The following is a 21,722-nucleotide window of genomic DNA, read 5'->3' on the forward strand; positions in this document are numbered from 1 at the left end:
CGATTGAAGCGGGCTGCAAAGGTAAGTAGCTTTTCGCTACTTGCAAGGGAAAGAAGAAAACTTTTTTCGAAGCGTTTCTTTTTTCGTCCTGCTGTATCCCCTTCCGGTTGAAGCGGGCTGCAAAGGTAAGCAGCTTTTTGGTTGGTGCAAGGCTTAGAGAGAAAAAGTTTTTCTCTTTTTCGGCCTTCCCGCTAGTGTCAGTCGCCTTTTCAGCGCACTGAGCGAAGGTGGGTAGCAGCGCCTCCGGTTGAAGCGGGGTGCAAAGGTAGTAAATCCTTTTTGACTTCCGCAACTGCCAGGGCAACCTTTTTTTTCAAGAACCCTTCCGGGCAAGTGGTGGTCCCGACCGCGTTCCGGTTGGGGATGCAAAAGTGGGGGTTTGCGTTGGACTGTGCAAACCCGGAAGGTAAAATACTCGTTCAAGGCCCGCTTCGGCCCACTGTCTCAGCGACTTTCTTTTTGCAGGGCTAACGAAAACCGGCCTTCTTCCTTCTTCTATATTGAAGCGGGAGAAGGCCGGCTAACTGAGAAAACCACCTTTCAGCGCACGGATTGCACGTATTCCTGCACTTCCCGGATGCTAGAGGCGAAGACCAGCGCGTCGTAGACCTGGTAGAAATTGTGGCGGTCGGCCACGCGGCTATAGAGGAACTTGGCGGTTTCGATGCGGTTCTCGTCGAAAGAAAGGGATTTAATCAGCCGACGAGCGTCTTCGGATTCGATGAATGAGTCGCGCAGGGCGTCGCGCATAATGGCCATGCGGGCATCGTCGAAGGGCCGGCGCTGGATTGCCTGGAGCAGATTATCTACTTCGGCGGGGGCCAGCTGATAAACCGGAGTCTGATAAGCCGGATAAGCCGGATAGCCGGGCGACGGATAAGCGGGGTAGCCGGGAGCGGGATGACCCGGAGTCGGGTACGATACTACCGGTGGCGCCAAAGGCACGGTGCTTACGGTACGGAGGGCAGGTGGAAAACCGGGGCGGGCAACCAGCACGAAGTTGGTTTCGAATCCGTCGGGCAGAAAGATCTGGGTGCGGTAGTTGTAGCCCCGACCCCGACCGGCGGGGATGAAGAAGTCGGCCCAGTGGTAACCGAGGCGCAACTGGTCGAGGTATACCTGCGGCCGGGCGCCGCGGCTGACGGGCTGCCCATCGAGGGAAAGGCGGAAGGCCAGGCCCCGCTCGCCGGCAATGCTGGCCGCAACGGGGGCCGCCTGCAGGGAGCCGAAGCCCAGCAACAGGTAGCTAAGCAGCAGAAGTAGGAATCTATGCACGGTGCAGGGGGTAAAGGAGTACACCGGGCCTAAGCCAAGGACTGTGCCAATTGCCTGCTCCTACCCTTCCAGCTGCCGCCCAAAAACAACCGCCCGGCCTGCTAAACGCAAACCGGGCGGCACAACTACGCGGGCAGCCGAAGCCTAGTCCGCAATCTTGGTTACTTTAAACTCGGTGCGACGGTTGCGCTGATACTGCTCCTCGGTTTTGGCATTCGGTACTACCGGGCGCGACTCACCGTAGCCTTTGGCCGTGATGCGGGAGGCAGCAATGCCTTTGGAGATGATGTAATCGACGGCAGACTGGGCCCGGCGCTGCGAGAGGGCCTGGTTGTAGGCGTCTTTACCGCGCGAGTCGGTGTGCGAGCTGAGCTCGATGGTGATGCGGGGGTTGTCGTTGAGCGTCTCGACGAGCTTGTCCAGCTCCAAAGCGGCATCGGGGCGAATGTCCGACTTGTCGTAATCGTAGAAGATGTTATCAACTACGATGGCCTTGTTCTTCACGATTTTGGTGAGCGTGAGCGTTACGGGTATCCGAATTTCGTTTACCGGGTCGGGCAGCAACTCCTGAGCGGGCTTGCGGCCCACGGTGGTGAGGGAATTACGGGCCGTGAAATATCCGTCGCGGTTAGCGGTGAGGGCGTAGCTGGCGGCGGCCGAGTCGAGCTTGAAGATAAACTTGCCGTCGGGGCCGGAGGTGGTACTCTGGAGTTGCCGGCCATTAGCACCGAGCAGCGCCACGGGCTGGTTGGGTACGGGCGTAGTGGTTCCGGTCTGGCTGTTGCGCTCCAGCACGGTACCATCGGCCACGAAAAACACTAGTTTGATGGTGTTTTCGCGGAAGCGGTACAGGTCGTCGGAGCCTTTGCCACCGGCCCGGTTCGAGGAGAACACCCCTCCCTGCTTATCCAAGAAGAAGGGGGCGAAGTCGTCGCCGTTGCTGTTGATGGGACTGCCCAGGTTCTGCACCTGACCCTTATCAAGCTTGAAGATGTCGAGCTTGCCCAGGCCGGGGTGGCCATCGGAAGAGAAGTACAGCACGCCTTCGGGCGATATGGCCGGGAAACTCTCATTGCCCACGGTGTTCACCTTGTCGCCCAGGTTTTCGGGGGCCCCGAAGCGGCCGGGGCCTTCCATAGCGGCCTTGTACAGGTCGCTGCCGCCGAAACCGCCCTTGCGGGTAGAAGCGAAGTAGAGTGTCTGGCCATCGGCCGAGAAAACGGGCGAGTACTCGTCGGCGGTGCTGCTGTTCACGCCGCGCAGGATTTCGGGCTCGGTCCAGGCGCCTTCGCGGAAGTAGGAAATCCACAAATCCACGCTCAGCAGGCCTTTCTTGGAGCCGTCGTTGGAGCGGGCGAACACCAGCATTTTGCCATCGGGCGAGTACGTGGCGCTGGCCTCGTGGCGGTTGGCCGAGTTGATGACGGGCTCCAGCTTGCGCACGGTGCCGCCGGTTAGTTTCTGGTCGTCGGCGAAGCGCACGGCGTAGAGGTCGTTGAAGCCTTCGCCGTTACCGGGAAAGGGCTTGCCCTCGCGGCCCGAGGCAAACACCAGCTCTTTGGTATCGGGGATGCGGGCGGTGCCGAACTCCGAGGCGGGCGTGTTCAGCTCATCGAGCGGCATTACCTCGCTGCTGGTGCGCAGGGCCAGCAAATCTTTCGAGGCGCGGGCGTTGCGGGCTTCGGCTTCGGCCTGGGCCGTGAGGGTGCGGTTGCTACCTACATCGGCGTACTTGCTGAACTGCTCGGCGGCTTCCTCAAACTTGCCGTTGGCCCGCAGCGTCAGCCCGTAGTAGTAGCCGGCATCGGCCTTGCGGGCGCCGCCATCGATGGCCGCTTTGTAGTAGGGCTCGGCCTGCTCGATGCGGTTGGACAGGCGGTAGGCCTCGGCAATCTGGTAATTGGTCTGGGCGACGTTTTTGCCCTTGGCGACATCGGCCTTATATAAGGTAAGAGCCGACTCGTACTCGCCGCGCGCAAACCGTTTGTCGGCCTTGCTCAGCCCGCCCGTAGTAGCGCAGCCCGCCAGCAGGGTGGCCGAACCCATGGCAGTCCACATCAGAATAGCATTTCTCATAATAGCAGGTGAGAAGAAAAGAGAACCGGGTAGCAGCAGGGGGCGGCCGCGAATAACCGCGCGTAAATAATGTGGCTAAGATGCAAGTTTTCCGGCGGAAAAGCCGATACCGGGCATCTCCGCCATCTTCTAAACGAAGTAGCGGGTGAGCCAGGTATCGGCCGCCGGGGCTGGCCAGCGCTCCAGCAGCTGCTGGCGCTGGCCAATGGTGTTATCGAAATAGGGTGTTTCGGCCGAGAGCGTGCCAGCGGCAATGGCGGGGCCGAGCTGCTTACGGTCGAGCAGCGTCACGTGCCCATCCACCCAAAAGGCCAGCTTCGACTTTTCGAGCAGCTCCACGCCTAATTGCTGCTCCACGCTCTGCACGAAACGTACCGAGGCATCAATCGAGCAGCCGCTGGCGTCGGCCACGCCCTCATCGAGCCCGATAACCAGGAACTGGTCGTGGAGTACTACGGCCGAGGCGGCCAGGGTGCGGCCGTGGCTGGTCCACTCGTCGGCGAAGCGGTGCAGCGTGGGCTGCACGGCGGCCTGCTCGGCGGCGGTGAGGGGGTGGTTGGCCTGGTAAATCCAGATGCGGGCCGTGGGCGGCAGTTGCTCGAAGGGAACGTACATGGCTTGGAGTCGTGGGGGGGTTGGCGGGTTGCGGACCTGGATTTCTTGTTTTCAGGCGGCTCACCCGATACTACAAAGAAACAGCCCCGGCCGGAAGTTCCGGGCGGGGCTGTTTTGGGAGTGGCTTAGAATAGATAAGCTTGTAGTCTGAGGCTGGCAGCTTACCACTTAAAGCTTACGCGTTCAGGCCCTCGGCGGAGGCAATCAGCTCGGCCAGGTCGAATACCTGCACGTCCTGCTCGCGCTCCTTGTTCTTCACGCCGTCGGCCATCATGGTCATGCAGAACGGGCAGGCCACGGCAATAACGCTGCCGCCGTGGTTGGAGCCGGCCGGCAGGGCGGGCGCGGTGCTTTCGACGCCGCGCAGGTTGTCGAGTACATCGGCGTTGCCATCGAGGGTAGCCAGGGCCTCCTCGGTGCGCTCAATGTTAACTTCCTTGTTGCCGGGCTCGGCGTCTTTCCACATCTGGGCGCCGCCGGCGCCGCAGCACAGGCCGTTGGTTTTGCAGCGCTTCATCTCCACCAGATCGGCGTCGAGCACTTCCAGCACAGCCCGCGGGGCCTCGTAGATGTCGTTGGCCCGGCCCAGGTAGCAGGAGTCGTGGAAGGTGATGCGGCGGCCCTTGAACGACTCGCCACCCTCGGCCTTCACCTTGCCTTCGTTGATGAGCTGCTGCAAAAAGGTGCTGTGGTGAATCACCTCGTAGTTGCCGCCCAGCGCCGGGTACTCATTTTTGATGGTGTTGAAGCAGTGCGGGCAGGCCGTTACCACTTTCTTGATGCCGTAGCCGTCGAGCGTGGCAATGTTGGTCATGGCCTGCATCTGAAACAGGAACTCGTTGCCGGCGCGCTTGGCCGGGTCGCCGGTGCAGCTTTCTTCCATACCCAGCACGGCGTAGTTCACGCCCACGTGGTCGAGGATGCGCACGAAGGCGCGGGTAACGCGCTTGTACCGGTCGTCGAAGGCGCCGGCGCAGCCCACCCAGAACAGAATTTCAGGACTTTCGCCCCGGGCCGCCAGATCGGCCATTACGGGTACAGAAACAGGACGCTTGGCAGTCAGTTCGGCCATTATACTTAGTTGTCAGTTGCGAGTTGATAGTTGTCAGGTCGTGCCAGCAGTTGACAGCACCATCGTCGTTGATCTGACAACTGGCAACTGACAACTGACAACACATCAGGCTTTCTCGGCCACGAACAGGTCGTCGGCCCAGTTGAAGCGGTCGGAGGGCGAGAAGGCCCAGGGCGCCCCGTTGTTTTCGATGTTGCTGAACATGGCGTTCAGCGCATTCGGCGCGGCCGATTCTTCGAGCACCAGGAAGCGGCGCATCTCGATGATGCTTTCCAGCGGGTTGATGTTTACCGGGCAGGCCTCGACGCAGGCGTTGCAGGTGGTGCAGGCCCACAGTTCCTCGGGCGTTACGTAGCCGCGCAGCAGGGTGTGGTTTTCCTTATCGAGCTGCTCCTGGGGGTCGTGCTTGGCGGCCGCACCGTACAGGGCCGGGCTGAAAATAAGCGGCGCGTTGTACTTCTCCTCCATCCGGTCGCGGGTGTCCATGATGATTTTGCGCGGCGAGAGGAGCTTGCCCGTGATGTTGGCCGGGCACACCGAGGTGCAGCGGCCGCACTCGGTGCAGGAGTAGGCGTTGAGCAGGTTGGTCCAGGCCAAATCGTTTACATCCTTGGCTCCGAAGGGCGTGGGCGCGACTACTGAGCCGTCGGGGTTGGTGGCTGGGGCCGGCACCGGGTAGCTCGGGTCCATCATGGCCCTCACCTCGTGAGTGATGCTCTCCACGTTCGAGAACTGCCCCTGCGGAATAAGCCGCGAGAAGTACACGTTCGGGAAAGCCATGATAATGTGGAAGTGCTTGCTGCTGGGCAGATAGTTCAGAAACAGCAGGATGCCCACGATGTGCGCCCACCAGCCTACGCGCTCCAGCGCGTGCAGCGTCGGGATGCTGTCGGGCAGCAGGCCGGTCAGGAACTGGCTGACGGGAAACGCGCCCGGCATGGTCAGGTTCTGGAGCTGGTGCGCCTTCAGGTCGGCCGTGTTCATCAGAAACAGCGCCACCATCAGCACCACTTCCACATACAGAATAATATTGCCATCCATTTTGGGCCAGGCCCGCATTTCGGGGCCCGTGAAGCGCTTTACCACATTGGCGTTACGCCGCCACCAGAAGGCCGTAACGGCCACAATCACCAGCGCGCCCAGGATTTCGTTGGTGCCGGTGAGGGCCGAGTAGGCTGGCCCGGCAAACTGCAGGAAACGGTGGGTGCCGAACAGACCGTCCACCATAATCTCAATCACCTCAATGTTGATGACGATAAAGCCCACGTACACAATCAGGTGCAGGAAGGCCGGCGTCAGGCGCTTGAACATTTTCTGCTGGCCAAAGGCCACGAGCAGGGTTTTCCAGAGCCGCTCGTTCACGTGGCCGCTCATGTCCCGGTCGCGCCCCGTCAGCACGTTGGCCCGGATGCGGCTGGCCTGCCAGGCAAACAGGCCGAAGCCCGCCAGCGCCACCAGCAGAAAGATGATGTTCTGAATAGAAAAATGCACAGGAAAAGGGTAAGTTTAGGGTTGGAGCCGAAATATACTCGGTATGCATAACAAGTTACCTATTTGCGGCCGGATAGTTTGCGTGAGGCAACTTTTTTTCGCTTTGGGCTTGCAGGTTGAAAATGCTTTACTACTTTTGTGCTCCCCAACGGCCAATAGGGCCTGCCGGGAACCACGAGCTGGTAATGTAGCTCAGTTGGTAGAGCACAGCACTGAAAATGCTGGTGTCGTTGGTTCGATTCCAATCATTACCACAAAAAACCCCGATTCTGTTTCAGAATCGGGGTTTTTTATTTTATGGCCGTTCCCTTCACCAAACTGCCCCGGCCCCTGGCGACGGCCTTGGGAGGTTGAGGCAGTGGGGCGCAGGTGGTGTCGCGGGCGGCGCGGGCAAATTCGTAGCCCTGCAGCACGGCCCGCCGCAGCAGGTCGCAGGCCCGGGGCGCATCGTGCTGCTGCTGGGCCACACGCGCCAGCAGGAAATACAGCTGCCCGCTGCGGGGCGTGATATCGAGTACGGCCCAATAGTCGTTCTGGGCGGCCTCGTAGCGGCCCTGCTTGAAGTTGGCCAGCCCCCGGAACGTGAGTAGCTGTCCCCGCAGCCGCGTTGCCTCGCCGGCATGGCGCAGCCCAACCGACAAGGTGCGGGCGGCGGCGGCGAAACGTTGCTGCTGAAACAGCTCCGTCTCGCCCCGCCGCAGCCAGGCCCGGGCCAGCGTGCTGTCGAGGGCCAGAGCCTGCTGGTAGGCGGCCTCGGCGGGGCCACGCCGGCCGAGCGCGGCTTCGCACTGGCCAATGCGCTGCCACAACTGGCCGCGCAACGCAGCCGGCGCTTCGGGCAGCGCCGCGCGCAGGTCGGCGCGGGCGGCGGCGTAATCGTGCAGGCCGAGCTGGGAGGCTTCGGCCCGCCGCCGCAGAGCCGGGTTGTAGCCGGGCCGGAAGTGCAGCGCGTCGGTAAAGTAGCTGTGCGCCCCGGCCCAATTGCCACTCACGTAGGCCTGCAGCCCCCGAGTGTAGTTGCGCGTGCCCGACACGTAATCCATCGTGATTTTGACAGAGGCCAGAAACAGCACCAGGCCCAGGCCCAGCAGGGCCGTGAGCCAGTAGTCGCGCCGGGTGAACCTGGCCTTCTGACGCGGAATAGAGCGGTAGTGCCGCTCATTAGCCCCGGCGGGCCGGCGGGTACGCAGTGGCGGGGCCGGGGCGGGCATGGGCGCTCCGTAGATATGCTGGCCCTGCTGGCGAAAGTTCTGCTGCCGCCGGGCCTCATCGAGCCGGCGGGCATCGGTGCGCAGCTGCTGGTCGTAGTGGGCGCGGCGGGCCTCGTGGCCCAGCACCCGGTAGGCGGCGGCCACGGCCTTGAACAGCTCTTCATAGAGCGTGTTGCCGCCGTGCTTGTCGGGGTGGTAGAGCACCGCCAGACGCCTGTAGGCCAGCCGGATATCGTGCGACGACGCCGTGACCGGCACGCCCAGTATTTGGTAGTGATTCTGGCTCAAAGCGGGGCAGTAGAGCGTAAAAATAAACCAATTTCAGACACAGCGCCGCCTTTTCCGTATGCAACGACTATCCTGTAAAGGGTACGGCTTAAACCGCCGTTGCTCTGCTTTGTAACATTGTTTCCCCGCAAAAGTCTCCCCCATGGGCCTGTTCTCTACTGAAGAAGACGCTTCCAAAACACCCCAGAACGATAGTCTGATAGGCAATCTGAAGGGTTACCTCGACACCCGCCTCGACCTGGTGCGGCTGGAGGTACAGGAAAAAGCCAAGCAGGCCTTTGTGGGTGCTGCGCACGGCATCACGATGGCCGTTATCGGGCTGTTCTTTTTTCTGTTTCTGAACCTGTTCCTCGCATTTCTGCTCAACGACTTGCTCGACAGCAGCTTCTGGGGCTTCGGAATCATAGCGGGCTTCTACCTTATTTTGCTGGTTGCCTTTATTATGGGCGTTGACAAGTCGGCTTTTCAGGCCCTGGCCGATAAGAAGCTGAGCAACACCATTTATAATTCTGACAAACGCCAAGCCTAACCCGACCGATGACTGAGCTGCACAACCCCTTGTTTGAAGACGAAAAAGAGTTTCTGGAGCGTCAGAAGCTGGAATATGAGCGGGCCCTGATGGGTGATGTTCAGGATATCAAGGAGAAAACCCTGCAGGTGGGCAAGTACGCCGCCGTTGGGGCCGGAGTCTTGGGAGGTATCTGGCTTATTTCAAAAGCCCTAGGCGGTTCGAAGTCCAAGAACAAGGCGCAAAAGGCGCTGAAAGCCGCGGAGAAGGAGTCCAAAAAGCAGCTCAAAGGCAATTCGCGCCGGCCCTTGGCCTCCACTTCCGTCGATACGGCCGTAGCTGACGACCTGGGCTTTGGCGGGCGCCGGCTCCGGGGCAGCATGCCGGCCGCCGGCCGCGCTGCTGGCGAGGAGGCCGACCCCTTCCAGCCCGCTACCGACTACAACGCCGTAGCGCAAACCAACAGCCTGGCTACTGTGCCGCAAAAGCAGGCGGCCCCGAATCCCCAGCCTGCTCAGCAATCCGAAGCCAGCTCTATTCTGGCGGCCACTTTCCACGCTTTCATGCAGTCGGATACGGGTAAGATGCTGGTAGCACAGGCAACGGCCGTTGCGCTGGCTTTTGTTGCCAAAAAGGCCAGCGACTACTTGCCAGTCCTTAAAAATACCGACCTTGCGTCTTCCGATGAGCCGCGCAAAGAGCCGGAAACCCGGGATATCGAGTTTACTTACCACGACGACGACGCGGATGCGCCCAGCCAGCCTGCATGATACGCTCAGCCACAACCGCCAACTCGGCCGGAAGTCGCTGGCCGTTCTGCTGGACCCCGACAACATAGATGAGCCCGGCTGCCAGCGGCTGCTGGAGCTGGGCCAGCAACACCGTATCGATTACTTTTTTGTGGGTGGCAGTCTGGTGCTGAGTTCGCACCAGGCTGCCCTCATCCGTTTTATCAAGAGCCGCACCCATGTGCCGGTGCTGCTTTTCCCCAGCCACAGCCTGCACCTCGACCCTCAGGCCGACGGTATTCTGCTGCTGTCGTTGATTTCGGGTCGCAACCCCGAATTCCTGATTGGCCAGCACGTAATTGCGGCCCCACGGCTACGCGAAAGCGGCCTCCAGATTCTGCCCACCGGCTATATGCTCGTTGATAGCGGCCGCCAGACGACGGCCAGCTACGTCAGCGGCACCACTCCCCTGCCCCACGACAAGCCCGCTATTGCGGCCTGCACTGCCATGGCTGGCGAACAGCTCGGCCTGCGCCTCATTTACCTCGATGGCGGCAGCGGCGCCCTGCACCCCGTCAGCCCCGCCATGATCCGGGCGGTGCGCCAAGCCGTCGATCTGCCCATTATTGTGGGGGGCGGCCTCAACAGCGCCGAAAAAGCCCGGGCCGCTCTGCAGGCCGGTGCCGATATTATTGTAGTGGGCAACCACATCGAACAAAACCCCGAGTTTCTGGCCGAGGTGGCTGCTGTCATCACAGATCACGAATTAGCACGGATTTAAGCGGATTGCACGGATTTTGTAGACAGCACATGAGGTCGTTCAGGCTCTCCTATCACGCTTCTATGTACATCTAAACTCTTTAAAAAGACTGTAGCGCGAAGCTGGAGCTTCGCGCATAGTTGCTGGCTATCGACGGTTTAGGTCAACGATGCGCTAAGCTCCAGCTTCGCGCTACATGCACACAGCCCCCTTTTGCGTAAGTCCTGCTCTTATAAAAACGAAAAGCCACCTCAGATGAGGTGGCTTTTTTAATCGGCTACAAAATCCGTGTAATCCGTTTAAATCCGTGCTAATCCGTGATCAGATGTTCATGGCTGACTCGCGGCGGCGCATTTTGCCAGCCGGAATACCAAACATCATCTTGAAGCGGCGGCAGAAGTAGGCCGTGTCTTTGTAGCCAACCTCCTTGCCGATGTCGCGGATGCTCTTTTTGGTGGTGCGCAGCAGGAATACGGCACGCTCCATACGCTGGTACTCGATGTAGTCCTGCGGATTGATGCCGGTGAGCATCTTGAAGTACTGGCCCACGTAATCTTCGCTCACGTTGGCTACGCCCGAGAGAACTTTGTTCGACAGGTCGCCGCCGATGTTCTCCTTGATGTAGTTGAACAGGTCGATGAGGCGCGGGTCCTTGAAGTAGGTGCTGTTGGTGGCCAGCTGCTCGACGAACATCTTGTTTTTGAGGATGTAGCGCACAATTTCCACCACGATGTTCTCAGTGTAAATCGTGATGAGCCGCTCGCGGCCGGGCAGTTCCTGCATGCTTTCCTCGACCACCTTGATGATGAGGTTGGCCAGCTTGGAGTTGCCGGTGATGAGGAAGGCCGGTACGTCGAGCGAGGCGAAGAAGTTCACCGAGTCGAACACCTTGGCCTCGAAGCTCACGAAGGAGTGGCTTTCCTCGGCATCGCCAATCAGGTCGAGGTCGGAGTTGGAATGAAAGAACTTATCCTTGTTGGTGATGAGGTCGTCGTTGGTGATGCTCTTGCTGGGGTCGTGGCCGTAGGTGACTTTGGTAGCGCGGCCGCCGGGAATGAAGAGCATTTCACCTTCTTCGACCGTGTGGCTTTCGTCTCCGAAGGAAAGATGACCCTTGTGGAGCAAAATAAGGTTGTTGCCCACGTCGTAGGAGTTGCGCACCGTAAACGGCTGCTGCAGCACCAGATTCTTCGCTTTGATGTAGCGGACACCCAGCGACTCTATTACTTTATTATAATCTTCCATCGGTAAGCAGAGCAGGAAAGTGGAGAAAGGTAAACATAGAATTGGTGTTCTAAGTTTATCTAATGCAAAATAACATATAAAAATTCACAAAAACACAAAACCCAGCCGAAATAGGCTGGGTTTTGTGCAATAGTTCTGACTTTTAGGCAATTCTATCCCTACTTGAGAATTTCCCTTGAGATTACAATTTTCTGAATCTCAGAAGTTCCCTCATAGATCTGCGTGATCTTGGCATCGCGCATAAACCGCTCTACGTGGTATTCTTTCACGAAGCCGTAGCCGCCGTGGATCTGCACCGCTTCTACGGCCGTATCCATGGCCACCTTGGAGGCGAATAGCTTGGCCATGGCGCCCGACTTGGCGTAATCCTGGTGCGCATCTTTGTCGTGGGCAGCCTGCAGGCACAGCAAGCGGGCGGCGTCGATGTTGGTGGCCATATCGGCCAGCTTGAACTGGATGGCCTGGTGCTGCGAGATGGGCACCCCGAAGGCCTTGCGCTCCTGAGCATATTTCAACGACAGCTCGTAGGCGCCCGAGGCAATACCCAGGGCCTGGGCGGCAATGCCAATGCGGCCGCCGGCCAGCACCTGCATAGCGAACTTGAAGCCGAAGCCGTCGTCGCCGATGCGGTTTTCCTTGGGCACTTTCACGTCGGTAAACATCAGCGAGCAGGTGTCGGAGCCCCGGATGCCGAGCTTGTTTTCCTTGGGGCCGGTTACGAAACCTTCCATCCCCTTATCAACGATAAGCACGTTGATGCCGCGGTGCTTGGCCTCGGCGTTGGTCTGGGCTACTACGAGGTACACCGAAGCGGTGGTGCCGTTGGTAATCCAGTTTTTGGTGCCGTTGAGCAGGTAGTGGTCGCCTTTATCCTCGGCGGTGGTGCGCTGCATGGTGGCGTCGGAGCCGGCTTCGGGCTCGGAGAGAGCAAAGGCGCCGATGATTTCGCCGGAGGTCAGGCCGGGCAGATACTTACGCTTCTGCTCCTCGGTGCCGTACTTCTCCAGGCCCCAGCACACCAGCGAGTTGTTCACGCTCATAATAACCGAGCAGGAGGCATCCACCTTGCTGATTTCTTCCATGGCCAATACGTAGCTCACGGTGTCCATGCCGCCGCCGCCGTACTCGGGGCTCACCATCATGCCCATGAAGCCCAGCTCGCCCATCTTCTTGATTTGCTCGGCAGGGAATTTCTGGTGCTCGTCGCGCTCAATTACACCGGCCCACAGTTCGTTCTGGGCAAAGTCGCGGGCAGCGGCCTGTACGGCCAGTTGTTCTTCGGTAAGCTGGAAATCCATGCAATAAAGTGGGTGGGGTGGGAAAAATCGGAAAGCTGAGCCGGCGCGCGGTGGGCGTGGCCGGGCAAAATTACGCAATCGGGCGTTGGGCAGTAGCGTTCTAACACAAAAGCAGGGCAAAGAGTTGGCAAACCCACTCACTCTGGCTCAGCTGGCAACCAAAAAGCCGCTTCCGGAACCCCGAAAGCGGCTTGTAGTGCTACCACACCTCGGCTAGTTGTTGCGCCGGCCGCCCAGCAGCATGGTGGCGTAGTAAAAAAGCGTTGCCAACGAACCCAGCGCGGCCACCACGTAGGTCATGGCCGCCCACCAGAGCGCATCTTTGGCCATGGCGTGCTCCTGCTTGGTTACGATGCCCCGGCTGTCAATCCAGGCCAGTGCCCGCTTGGAGGCATCGAACTCGACGGGCAATGTGATAAAGCTGAACAGGGTGGTAAGGGAGAACAGCACCACGCCGGCAGCCAGGGGCCAGGGCGTCCGGTTGAGGAGAAACACGCCCGCAATCAGCAGAATGGGCATAAAGCGCGACACGGCGCTCAGCGCTGGCACCATGGCCGACCGGAATTTGAGGGCGCTGTATGCCTGGGCATGCTGCACGGCGTGGCCGCACTCGTGGGCAGCCACAGCCGCGGCCGCCGCACTCCGCTCTGCGTACACCGACTCGCTCAGGTTCACGGTCTTGTCGGCCGGGTTGTAGTGGTCGGTCAGGCGGCCGTCGGTGCTGATAACGCGCACATCGGTGATGCCGTTATCGGCGAGCATGAGCTCGGCAATCTGTTTGCCGGAGAGGCCATTCTGAAGGCCTATCTGGGAGTACTGCTCGAACTTGTTCTTGAGGCGGCGCTGAACAAGCCAGCTGGCCAGCATCGTGAGCAGTACGATAATATAAGCGGGAGACGAAGGGAACATCATGGCAGGAAATCGGGTGTGCTGGTGAAACAATGGCCCGCCGGATTTCGTGCCGGCCGGCGCTAGGGGTTCTGGCTGATACGCTCGACGATGCGGGTAGTGCTGTAGCCCGGCACCAGCGGCACCGTGAGCACCTGGCCGCCGCGGGCTAGCACCGTTTCGTGGCCCACAATCTGACTGATGGCGTAATCCTCGCCTTTGACCAGAATATCGGGCTGCACGGCTTCGATGAGGGCCAGCGGGGTTTGCTCGTCGAAGAGCGTTACGGCATCGACAAACAAAAGGGAGGCCAGAACCCGTGCGCGTGACACTTCGTCCTGCAACGGCCGGCCGGGCTTGAGCCGGCTCACCGAAGCGTCAGTGTTTAGGCCTACTACCAGCCGCTGGCCCAGATGTCGCGCCTTTTCGAGGTAATCAACGTGGCCCAGATGCAGCAGATCGAAGCAGCCGTTGGTGAACACCACCTGCTCGCCGGCGGCCTGCCAGTCGGCCACGGCGGCCACCAGGGCTTCACGACTCAGGATTTTATCTTTCGACCACATGGGCTGGGAAGTTTACAGGTTGAGAAAAGGCGTCACGTTCCGCACTGCCGGCTTTTTGCTACCGTACGGGCCCGGCTTCCAGCGCCGCTTCGGTCAGGCCCTGCCGCTTAGCGCCCTTGCCCGATTTTACCATGCTGGCGGCAAAGCTAATGCCGCCCATGAGCACCACCAGCAGCGTTTGGGAGCCGTGCACAACCAGCGCATAAGCAATGCCGGCTTCCTTGCTGATGCCGTAGGCCAGCAGTACGCTCTGCACCATTACGTGGAAAGGGCCGATGCCACCGGCTACCGGCGCCGCCATGCCCAGCGCCCCAAACGTGAGTACCGCCAGGCCAGCGCGCATCCCCAGGTCGTAGGTTTCGGGGAAAGCGAAGAAGGCCAGATAATCCATCAGATAATAGATGGCCCAGGTGAAGAAGGTATGGAACAGGAAGAGGCCTTTGTTTTCCAGTTTCAGGATACTGAAGGCCCCGGCCAACACGCCCTTCACGAAGCTTACCGCCTTGCTGAAAAGCGCATTCTGCCGCAGGCGCTCCAGGTTGCGGAATACTGCGTAGCCCAGGCCCAGCAGCAGCAGCAGGGCAATGCCCACGGCTACCAGCAGGGGGGTGCGGTTGCGGGCCAGCGCATCGTAGCGGCCGGCCAGCACCTTGTCGGTTACAAAGCTCCAGAAGGTGTTGAAGTCGAGCAGCAGCGTGGTGCCCAGCAGGCCCAGCAGCACCAGCACGTCGATTACCCGCTCGGTTACCACCGTGCCCAGCGCCACCTGCACCGGCACGCCGCTGGTGCGCCGCAGCACCGAACAGCGGATAACTTCGCCCATGCGCGGTAGCACCAGATTGGCCAGATAGCCCACCATCATGGCGTGGTACACGTCCCAGTAGCTGGGGCGGTGGCCAGTGGGGTCAATCTGCATTTTCCAGCGGTAGGCCCGACTGAAGTAGCCCAGCGCCGACAGCGCCAGCGTAAGCAGCAGCCACCAGTAGTTGGCGCCACGCACGTACTGCCCGATGCGGCTCAAGTCCTGCCCCTGCAGCGCATACCACATCAGCAAGCCCGACACGGATAGCAGCAGCGCGTATTTTATAACGTTGAGGACTGCCTTCATTTTTTTGAGCTAGTAGCTGATCGGCTTTCTATTTGGTGCGAGCTAACAGCTATCAGCTTACCGGCTAAGCCACGCGGTTGTGCTGATCCGGGAAGATGACGGTGGGCTGGTGGGCCTTGGCCTCGGCAAAGTCGATCAAAGCATATGAGATGATGATGATGATATCGCCCACGGCCACGCGGCGGGCGGCCGGGCCGTTCAGGCAAATCATGCCCGAGCCCCGTTCGCCCTTGATGGTGTAGGTTTCGAACCGCTCGCCGTTGTTGATATTGACGATGGTGACCTTTTCGTTTTCCACCATATTGGCCGCGTCGAGCAGGTCCTCATCAATGGTGATGCTGCCCACGTAGTGCAGCTCGGCCTGGGTAACCTTAACGCGGTGAATCTTCGACTTGAGAACCTCGATATGCATGTGCGAAAGCAACAGATACTATTTAGAGGCTCAAAGATAGGGAAGGTGAAACAGTGAAGGAGCGACCCGCCCCCCCTGCTTTACTGCTTCACCCCGACTACCACGTTGTCAATCAGCCGAACGCCGCCCAGGTGGGCGGCCAGGCACAGGGCCACCGGCCGGCCGGAGTCCCAGCCAGCGAGTGGCTGTAGCGAATGGGCATCTACCACGGCTATGTATTCGAGCTCCAGCCCCGGCACCGTGCCCAGTTGTTCGCGCACGGCCGCCTGTACCGCCACCGGCGGGGTTTGGCCGCCTCGGATGAGTTCTGCGGCAGCCTGCAGACTCTGATAAAGGCGCGGGGCCAGCGTGCGGGCCTCGGGGCTCAGCCGCCGGTTGCGCGACGACATAGCCAGCCCGTCGGGCTCCCGCACCGTTGGAAAAGCCACCAGCTCCAGATCGAAGGCCAGGTCGCTGATCAGCTGGCGCACAATGGCGACCTGCTGGAAATCCTTCTGCCCGAAGTAGGCCCGGTGCGGCCGGCTCAGGTGAAACAGCTTACTGACCACCGTGGCCACCCCGTTGAAGTGCCCGGGGCGGTGCTCCCCCTCCATCACCCGCTCCAGGGGCCCGAAGTTGAACTGCACCACCGACGGGCGAGGGTACATTTCGGCAACCGACGGCAGAAACAGCGCCGTGCAGCCGGCCGGGGCCAGCAGGGCCGCATCGGCCTCGGGCAGGCGCGGGTACAGGCGAAAATCGTCGGGGTTGTTGAACTGGGTCGGGTTGACGAAAATACTCGCTACCACCACGTCGCATTCGGCGGCGGCGGCCCTTACCAGCTGCAAATGGCCTTCGTGGAGCGCACCCATAGTGGGCACCAAACCAATATGTTGGCCGGTACGGCGCCAGTTTTCGGTGTGGGCTTGCAACGCGGCAGCGGTAGTGAGTATCTCCATAAAGCAAAGGGGCCCCAGCCAGGGGCCGGAAGGCGGACTAGAATGAAATTTCCCTCAAAAATGCTTAATTTTGTGCATCCCAAAGTGTTGCCCTCCTCCAATAACCCCAACTGACCGTTTATGTCGAAGTTGAAAATACTCTATGCTGCCACGGAAATCGACCCGTTTCTGCAGACCACCAAGGTAGCGGAGTTTTTGCGGCGGTTGCCGCAGGGAATGCAGGAAATGGGGATGGAAATCCGCATTTTTGTGCCCCGTTTTGGCATTATCAACGAGCGGAAAAACCGGTTGCACGAGGTGGTACGCCTCTCGGGCATCAATATTGCCGTGGGCGAAGATGAGAAACCGCTCATTATCAAGGTGGCTTCTATCCCCAATGCCAAGCTGCAGGTGTACTTTATCGACAATGAAGACTATTTCCACCGCAAATCGGTACTGGTCGACAAGAACGACAAGTTTCACTCTGACAACGATGAGCGGGCCATCTTCTTCTGCAAAGGCGTGCTCGAAACCGTGAAAAAGCTCGGTTGGGCACCCGATATCGTGCATTGCAACGACTGGATGACGGGCCTGATTCCGATGTACCTGAAAACGACCTACAAGAAGGACCCGATTTTCAAGGATGCCAAATCGGTGTTCACGATTTACAGCAACGAGTTCGACTTCAAATTCGACGCCGACATCATAGAAAAGGCCAAGATGCTCGATATCGACGACGATATGCTGGCCTCGCTGAAGACGGCCGACTTTGGCGGCTTCATCAAAACGGGCATGCAGTACGCCGATAAGGTGGTGAAATCGGACGAGGATTTCAGCGAAAATATGGAGGCCCTGTTCACCGAGTACTCGACTAAAAAGCAAATTGACCAGGTAGCCGCCGACGACGACCTGCTGACTTCTTACTACGCGCTCTATAATGAACTGGCCAACTAGCGCCGGCCGACTAGCGTCGGTTTCCCTGCTCGGAATTACGCTGCTGGCCCTGACCAGCAGTTGCGAAAAAGCCAACGACCTGGGCCTGGAACTGCCCGGTACTTCGCCCATTTCAGCCACTTATCTTGATTTGCCGCTGAGGGCCTCTACGGTGCGTCAGCCGGTAGTGCAGACCGTAAAGGCCAACAGCGTGCTTGTGGGCCGCGTGCGCGACTCGTTCGTGGGCACTACCACGGCCGCAGGGGTTCTGAACCTACTGGTGGTACCAACCCTCTCGCCGCTCGATTCGCTGCCGGCCAAGTTTGTTAACCCTCGCCTCGATTCGGCGGTGTTCAGCCTGGCTTTCGATCAGGTCTACGGCTCGGCGGTTCAGCCGCTGCAGCTCGATGTGCTGCCCCTGCAGCAACCGCTCGATGAGCGGACGGTGTATAACTCGGCCACTACAGTGGCAACGGGGGCACCCCTGGTAACCAACTTTACGGCGGTGCTTAACCGCGACAACACTGTGCAGTTGCCGACCAGCAATTCGCCCGACGTCGTTAACGTGGCTTCGCCCCAGCGCACCATCCGGATTCCGCTGCTCAAGTCGAGCAGCGCGGTGCCGCTGGTTAACTCGGTGTTTGCCGCCATGACCTCAAACGCCGGCTTCAACCAGAGTACCCTCGATGGGCTGTGGAAAGGAGTTGTGCTGCGGCCCTCGGAAAACCACGTGGGCAACATTGTGAGTATTGTGCGGGGTGCCAGCCGGACGGTGAACGTGATTACGTTTTACTTCCGCACCGGTACAGAAGGCAAGCGGCGGACTTACTCCATCTACTTAGCCAACATCGCGCCCCCCGCGCAAGCCGGCTCTTTCACCGATGGCCGTTACTTCACCCAGCTCAGCACCGATTTGGCCGGTGGTGCACTGGCCGGCCTGACGCCCAAGAACCCATTGCCCGCCAGCGCCACCAACGGCCTGACCTACGTGCAGGAAGGCGTGGGACTGAGTACCCGCCTGGAGTTTGATGGCCTCGAAGCCTTGCTTGATAAGCCGGCGCTGGCCATTAACCGGGCCGAGCTGATTATCCCGGTTCGGCAGCTCAGCAACGGTCTGTTCCCCTATCCGGCTTCCCTTTATCTCTACGAGGTAAACGCGGACAACCAGATTCTGACGCGCCAGAACGGGGCCACGGCGGTCGACCGTTTGGTGCAACAGGAGGAGCCGATAAAATCGGCCAATAGTAACGCCGTCTTTCTGCCTTCCTCCACCGGAGTAGGCTATCCGGCTTCAGCAATGGTGCCATTTGGGCAAAACCCGACTCAGTTTTATACAGTTGGCATAACCCAGTACCTGCAGATTTTTCTGCAAAACAGCTTTAATGCGAACGAAGCACGCCCTTCGGGGTTGCTGCTTTCGCCGGCATTGCGCAACAGTGGAGCTCTGGCTCCTCAGTCACTGTTGAACAGTACCATATCCAACCTCAACCTGAACCGCGCCCAGCTTGATGCCAATAACATCCGGCTGCGCGTATACTACTCCAAGCTTCAGTAAGAAGCAGCGGCCTTAACCGGCCTCAGGGCGGCACGGCCTTTGCCAGTGTCGCCCTACTTTTGTCTTATACTTTTTTCGGGCTTCAGCCCAGAACACCGACAACCACTATGTGCGGAATTGTTGCTTACATCGGGCACCGTGAGGCCTGCCCCATCATTCTCAAAGGCCTGCACCGGCTCGAATACCGCGGCTACGATTCGGCCGGCGTGGCCTTGCTCGATGGCGAAGAGCTTACGGTATACAAAAAGAAAGGCAAAGTAGCCGAGTTAGAAGGCTTTATTGCGGAGAAAAACACGCGTGCCAATATTGGCATGGGCCACACCCGTTGGGCCACCCACGGCGAGCCGAACGATGTGAATGCCCACCCGCACTACTCCACTTCGGAGCGGATTGCCATTATTCACAACGGCATTATCGAGAACTACGCGGCGCTCAAGGAGCACCTGCAGCAGCAGGGCCACGTTTTCCACTCCGACACCGATACGGAAGTGTTCGTGAATCTGATTGAGGAGATTCAGAAGAAGAACCAAGGCTCGCTGGAGCAGGCCGTGCGCCTGGCCCTGCACGAGGTAGTAGGCGCCTACGCCATTGTGGTACTGAGCAAGGACAATCCCGGCCAGCTGATTGCGGCCCGCAAAGGCTCGCCCCTAGTGGTAGGCATTGGCGAAAACGAGTTCTTTCTGGCCTCCGACGCCACGCCCATCATCGAGTACACCAGCGACGTGGTGTATGTAAACGACTACGAGCTGGTAGTTATTCGCGACGGCGAAATGGACCTGCGTAGCCGTGAGGATGTAAAGCAGACGCCTTATATTCAGAAGCTAGAACTGGAACTGGACCGCATTGAGAAAGGTGGCTACGAGCACTTTATGCTGAAGGAGATTTTCGAGCAGCCTCGCTCGATTCTCGACTCCATGCGCGGCCGCTTGGAGCTGGAAGCCGGCCACCTGAACATGGGCGGCGTACGGGCTTATGAGCGCAAGTTCGTGAATGCCGAACGCATCCTGATTGTGGCCTGTGGCACTTCCTGGCACGCCGGCCTGGTAGCTGAGTACCTGCTAGAAGACCTGGCCCGGGTGCCGGTGGAAGTGGAGTACGCTTCCGAGTTCCGCTACCGCAACCCCGTTATCACCGAGCGCGACATTGTAATTGCTATTTCGCAGAGCGGAGAAACGGCTGATACGCTGGCCGCCCTGGAGCTGGCCAAGAGCCGCGGGGCTACCATTTTCGGCATCTGCAACGTGGTGGGCAGCAGCATTGCCCGCGCCACCGACGCCGGCGCCTACACCCACGCCGGCCCCGAGATTGGGGTGGCTTCGACCAAGGCCTTCACGGCCCAGGTAACGGTACTCACGTTGCTGGCCATGATTGTGGGCCACAAGCGCGGCACCCTCACCGACACCCGTCTGCGCGAGTTGATGGTAGAGCTGGAAACCATTCCGGCCAAGGTGGAAAAGGCTCTGGAGCTGAACACCGAAATCATGCAGATTGCGGAAATCTTCAAGGACTCTACCAACTTCCTGTACCTGGGCCGGGGCTACAACTTCCCGGTAGCCCTCGAAGGCGCCCTCAAGCTCAAGGAAATCAGCTACATCCACGCCGAGGGGTATCCCGCAGCCGAGATGAAGCACGGCCCGATTGCCCTCATCGATGAGAACATGCCGGTAGTGGTTATTGCCACCAAGGACAGCTCGTACGAGAAGGTAGTAAGCAACATCCAGGAGGTGAAGGCCCGGAAAGGCCGCATCATTGCCGTGGTAACCGAGGGCGACACCGTGATTCCGGCCATGGCTGAATTCACGATTGAGGTGCCTGCCACCAGCGAGGTACTGATGCCGCTGGTGTCGGTGGTGCCGCTGCAACTCCTCTCCTACCACATCGCCGTACTACGCGGCTGCAACGTCGATCAGCCTCGTAACCTAGCGAAGTCCGTAACGGTGGAATAGTGATTTTTAGCTGTTAGCCATTAGCTGACAGCTATTTGTTACCGTTCTGCTAAGAACAAACGCAAACTGCCGCCCCGGAAGCTTCCGGGGCGGCAGTTTGCGTTTGAGGCGAAGTTGAGTTTTTGCGCTACAGCGCGAACGACTCGCCCCGCAGGTACATCGTTTTCAGCAGCGGGCAAACCTTGTAGCGCTCCTCGTGGGTGTCCTGGTACAGGCATTCCAGCGTTTCGTACACCCGCGCTACACCGATGGCGTTGGCCCACTCGAAGGGCCCGCGGGGGTAGTTGGTGCCCAGCTTCATACCCAAGTCGATATCCTGCACCGAGGCGGTGCCTTCCTGCAGGGTATAGCAGGCTTCATTGATGATCATGCACACGATGCGCGGCGTTACTAGGCCTACGCGGTCGGCTACCAGGCGGTAATCGGTGCCCAGGCTGGCGCAGAGGGTTGCCAGGGCAGTTTCGTCGGCGGCGTTGTGGAGCGTGACTTCCAGCAGGGGCCGGTCGAGGAGCGTGGGCAGGGCGCAGAGGCCGAATACGGGGCCGAAGGGCGGCTCTTCGTCGTGGAATAGCTGGGCCAGGCTGCGGGCGGTGGTGTCGTAGAACAGGGGCTGGCGGGGCTGTTCGTAGTGCAGCTCGGGCCAGTCGCGCAGGTCGAAGAGCACGTCGGCGGCAGCGAGGCGGGCGGTCAGGTCAGGGGCCTCGGCAAGGCAGAAGTCGTAGCTGTGCGCCTCGCCGAACTTGCGGCGGAACTCGGCTTCGACGGTTTCGCCGCCCACGATAAACAGATGCATAGATTTTCGGCTTACTTTAGCCCAAAGATAGTTCTTTCGT

General features: G+C 59.7%; 21 protein-coding genes and 1 tRNA gene. 7 read left to right on the forward strand and 15 right to left on the reverse strand.

The features are described 5' to 3' along the window. From BMY67_RS19515 to BMY67_RS17005, 6 genes are all read right to left on the reverse strand, one after another. Positions 1 to 292: hypothetical protein (locus BMY67_RS19515; protein ID WP_218144631.1), on the reverse strand; the 292-nt coding region annotated here is incomplete at its 3' end. A 248-nt stretch (positions 293 to 540) separates the two neighbouring features. After that, positions 541 to 1,275, reverse strand: coding sequence for a proline and serine-rich protein 1 family protein (locus BMY67_RS16985; protein WP_143069903.1), 735 nt, complete (start codon positions 1,273 to 1,275; stop codon positions 541 to 543). Positions 1,276 to 1,419: 144 nt separating this feature from the next. Next, on the reverse strand, positions 1,420 to 3,351 hold the full coding sequence (locus tag BMY67_RS16990; RefSeq protein WP_245745077.1) for a CHU_0125 family OmpA-like outer membrane integrity protein: 1,932 nt from the start codon (positions 3,349 to 3,351) through the stop codon (positions 1,420 to 1,422). A gap of 129 nt (positions 3,352 to 3,480) precedes the next feature. Further along, positions 3,481 to 3,966 carry a hypothetical protein gene (locus BMY67_RS16995; RefSeq protein ID WP_092773905.1) on the reverse strand — a complete coding sequence of 162 codons (486 nt, stop codon included), beginning with the start codon at positions 3,964 to 3,966 and terminating at the stop codon, positions 3,481 to 3,483. 175 nt (positions 3,967 to 4,141) lie between these two features. Continuing rightward, positions 4,142 to 4,996 carry a (Fe-S)-binding protein gene (locus tag BMY67_RS17000; protein WP_092773907.1) on the reverse strand — a complete coding sequence of 285 codons (855 nt, stop codon included), beginning with the start codon at positions 4,994 to 4,996 and terminating at the stop codon, positions 4,142 to 4,144. A gap of 147 nt (positions 4,997 to 5,143) precedes the next feature. Further along, positions 5,144 to 6,529: a 4Fe-4S dicluster domain-containing protein gene (locus BMY67_RS17005; protein ID WP_092773909.1), complete on the reverse strand. Its 1,386-nt coding sequence runs from the start codon at positions 6,527 to 6,529 to the stop codon at positions 5,144 to 5,146. A 181-nt stretch (positions 6,530 to 6,710) separates the two neighbouring features. Between BMY67_RS17005 and BMY67_RS17010 the strand changes: the two genes are divergently transcribed. Next, a tRNA-Phe gene (locus BMY67_RS17010) sits at positions 6,711 to 6,783 on the forward strand. Between the two features lie 36 nt (positions 6,784 to 6,819). Here the strand turns inward: BMY67_RS17010 and BMY67_RS17015 are convergent. Further along, positions 6,820 to 8,028 (reverse strand): J domain-containing protein, encoded by a 1,209-nt coding sequence (locus tag BMY67_RS17015; RefSeq protein ID WP_092773911.1) that lies wholly within the window; start codon positions 8,026 to 8,028, stop codon positions 6,820 to 6,822. A gap of 142 nt (positions 8,029 to 8,170) precedes the next feature. Between BMY67_RS17015 and BMY67_RS17020 the strand changes: the two genes are divergently transcribed. From BMY67_RS17020 to BMY67_RS17030, 3 genes are read left to right on the forward strand one after another with little or no spacing between them, the layout of a single operon-like run. Continuing rightward, a complete protein-coding gene (locus BMY67_RS17020) occupies positions 8,171 to 8,557 on the forward strand; it encodes a phage holin family protein (protein ID WP_092773913.1) in 387 nt (128 codons plus the stop codon). An 8-nt stretch (positions 8,558 to 8,565) separates the two neighbouring features. Further along, complete coding sequence (locus BMY67_RS17025; RefSeq protein ID WP_092773915.1) at positions 8,566 to 9,306, forward strand: hypothetical protein; 741 nt, start codon at positions 8,566 to 8,568, stop codon at positions 9,304 to 9,306. Continuing rightward, positions 9,284 to 10,045 carry a geranylgeranylglyceryl/heptaprenylglyceryl phosphate synthase gene (locus tag BMY67_RS17030; RefSeq protein WP_092773917.1) on the forward strand — a complete coding sequence of 254 codons (762 nt, stop codon included), beginning with the start codon at positions 9,284 to 9,286 and terminating at the stop codon, positions 10,043 to 10,045. Before BMY67_RS17025 ends, BMY67_RS17030 begins: the two co-directional genes overlap by 23 nt. 300 nt (positions 10,046 to 10,345) lie before the next feature. Here the strand turns inward: BMY67_RS17030 and BMY67_RS17035 are convergent, their stop codons facing one another. The 7 genes from BMY67_RS17035 to panC form a co-directional block, all read right to left on the reverse strand. After that, positions 10,346 to 11,269, reverse strand: coding sequence for a helix-turn-helix domain-containing protein (locus BMY67_RS17035; RefSeq protein ID WP_092773919.1), 924 nt, complete (start codon positions 11,267 to 11,269; stop codon positions 10,346 to 10,348). Between the two features lie 158 nt (positions 11,270 to 11,427). Further along, positions 11,428 to 12,567 (reverse strand): acyl-CoA dehydrogenase family protein, encoded by a 1,140-nt coding sequence (locus BMY67_RS17040; RefSeq protein WP_092773921.1) that lies wholly within the window; start codon positions 12,565 to 12,567, stop codon positions 11,428 to 11,430. Between the two features lie 213 nt (positions 12,568 to 12,780). Beyond that, complete coding sequence (locus BMY67_RS17045; protein WP_092773923.1) at positions 12,781 to 13,476, reverse strand: zinc metallopeptidase; 696 nt, start codon at positions 13,474 to 13,476, stop codon at positions 12,781 to 12,783. 62 nt (positions 13,477 to 13,538) lie between these two features. Then, positions 13,539 to 14,018, reverse strand: a complete 480-nt coding sequence (gene rfaE2 / locus BMY67_RS17050; RefSeq protein WP_092773925.1) for a D-glycero-beta-D-manno-heptose 1-phosphate adenylyltransferase — start codon at positions 14,016 to 14,018, stop codon at positions 13,539 to 13,541. A gap of 58 nt (positions 14,019 to 14,076) precedes the next feature. After that, on the reverse strand, positions 14,077 to 15,126 hold the full coding sequence (locus BMY67_RS17055) for a lysylphosphatidylglycerol synthase transmembrane domain-containing protein (protein ID WP_092773927.1): 1,050 nt from the start codon (positions 15,124 to 15,126) through the stop codon (positions 14,077 to 14,079). Between the two features lie 64 nt (positions 15,127 to 15,190). Then, a complete protein-coding gene (gene panD / locus BMY67_RS17060) occupies positions 15,191 to 15,538 on the reverse strand; it encodes an aspartate 1-decarboxylase (protein WP_092773930.1) in 348 nt (115 codons plus the stop codon). 80 nt (positions 15,539 to 15,618) lie between these two features. Next, on the reverse strand, positions 15,619 to 16,476 hold the full coding sequence (gene panC / locus BMY67_RS17065; RefSeq protein WP_092773932.1) for a pantoate--beta-alanine ligase: 858 nt from the start codon (positions 16,474 to 16,476) through the stop codon (positions 15,619 to 15,621). A 120-nt stretch (positions 16,477 to 16,596) separates the two neighbouring features. On the opposite strand from panC, the gene BMY67_RS17070 reads away from it, so the two are divergent. The 3 genes from BMY67_RS17070 to glmS all read left to right on the forward strand — a co-directional run bounded on the left by BMY67_RS17070 (position 16,597) and on the right by glmS (position 20,889). Continuing rightward, complete coding sequence (locus BMY67_RS17070; protein ID WP_092773934.1) at positions 16,597 to 17,409, forward strand: glycogen/starch synthase; 813 nt, start codon at positions 16,597 to 16,599, stop codon at positions 17,407 to 17,409. Then, on the forward strand, positions 17,393 to 18,943 hold the full coding sequence (locus BMY67_RS17075; protein ID WP_092773936.1) for a DUF4270 family protein: 1,551 nt from the start codon (positions 17,393 to 17,395) through the stop codon (positions 18,941 to 18,943). Before BMY67_RS17070 ends, BMY67_RS17075 begins: the two co-directional genes overlap by 17 nt. 107 nt (positions 18,944 to 19,050) lie before the next feature. Beyond that, complete coding sequence (gene glmS / locus BMY67_RS17080; RefSeq protein ID WP_092773938.1) at positions 19,051 to 20,889, forward strand: glutamine--fructose-6-phosphate transaminase (isomerizing); 1,839 nt, start codon at positions 19,051 to 19,053, stop codon at positions 20,887 to 20,889. Between the two features lie 127 nt (positions 20,890 to 21,016). On the opposite strand, the gene BMY67_RS17085 is transcribed toward glmS, so the two are convergent. Beyond that, positions 21,017 to 21,682, reverse strand: coding sequence for a 3-hydroxyacyl-CoA dehydrogenase family protein (locus tag BMY67_RS17085; RefSeq protein WP_092773940.1), 666 nt, complete (start codon positions 21,680 to 21,682; stop codon positions 21,017 to 21,019). Between the last annotated feature and the right edge of the window lie 40 nt (positions 21,683 to 21,722).

The organism is Hymenobacter actinosclerus, from assembly GCF_900111515.1.
GTDB lineage: Bacteria > Bacteroidota > Bacteroidia > Cytophagales > Hymenobacteraceae > Hymenobacter > Hymenobacter actinosclerus.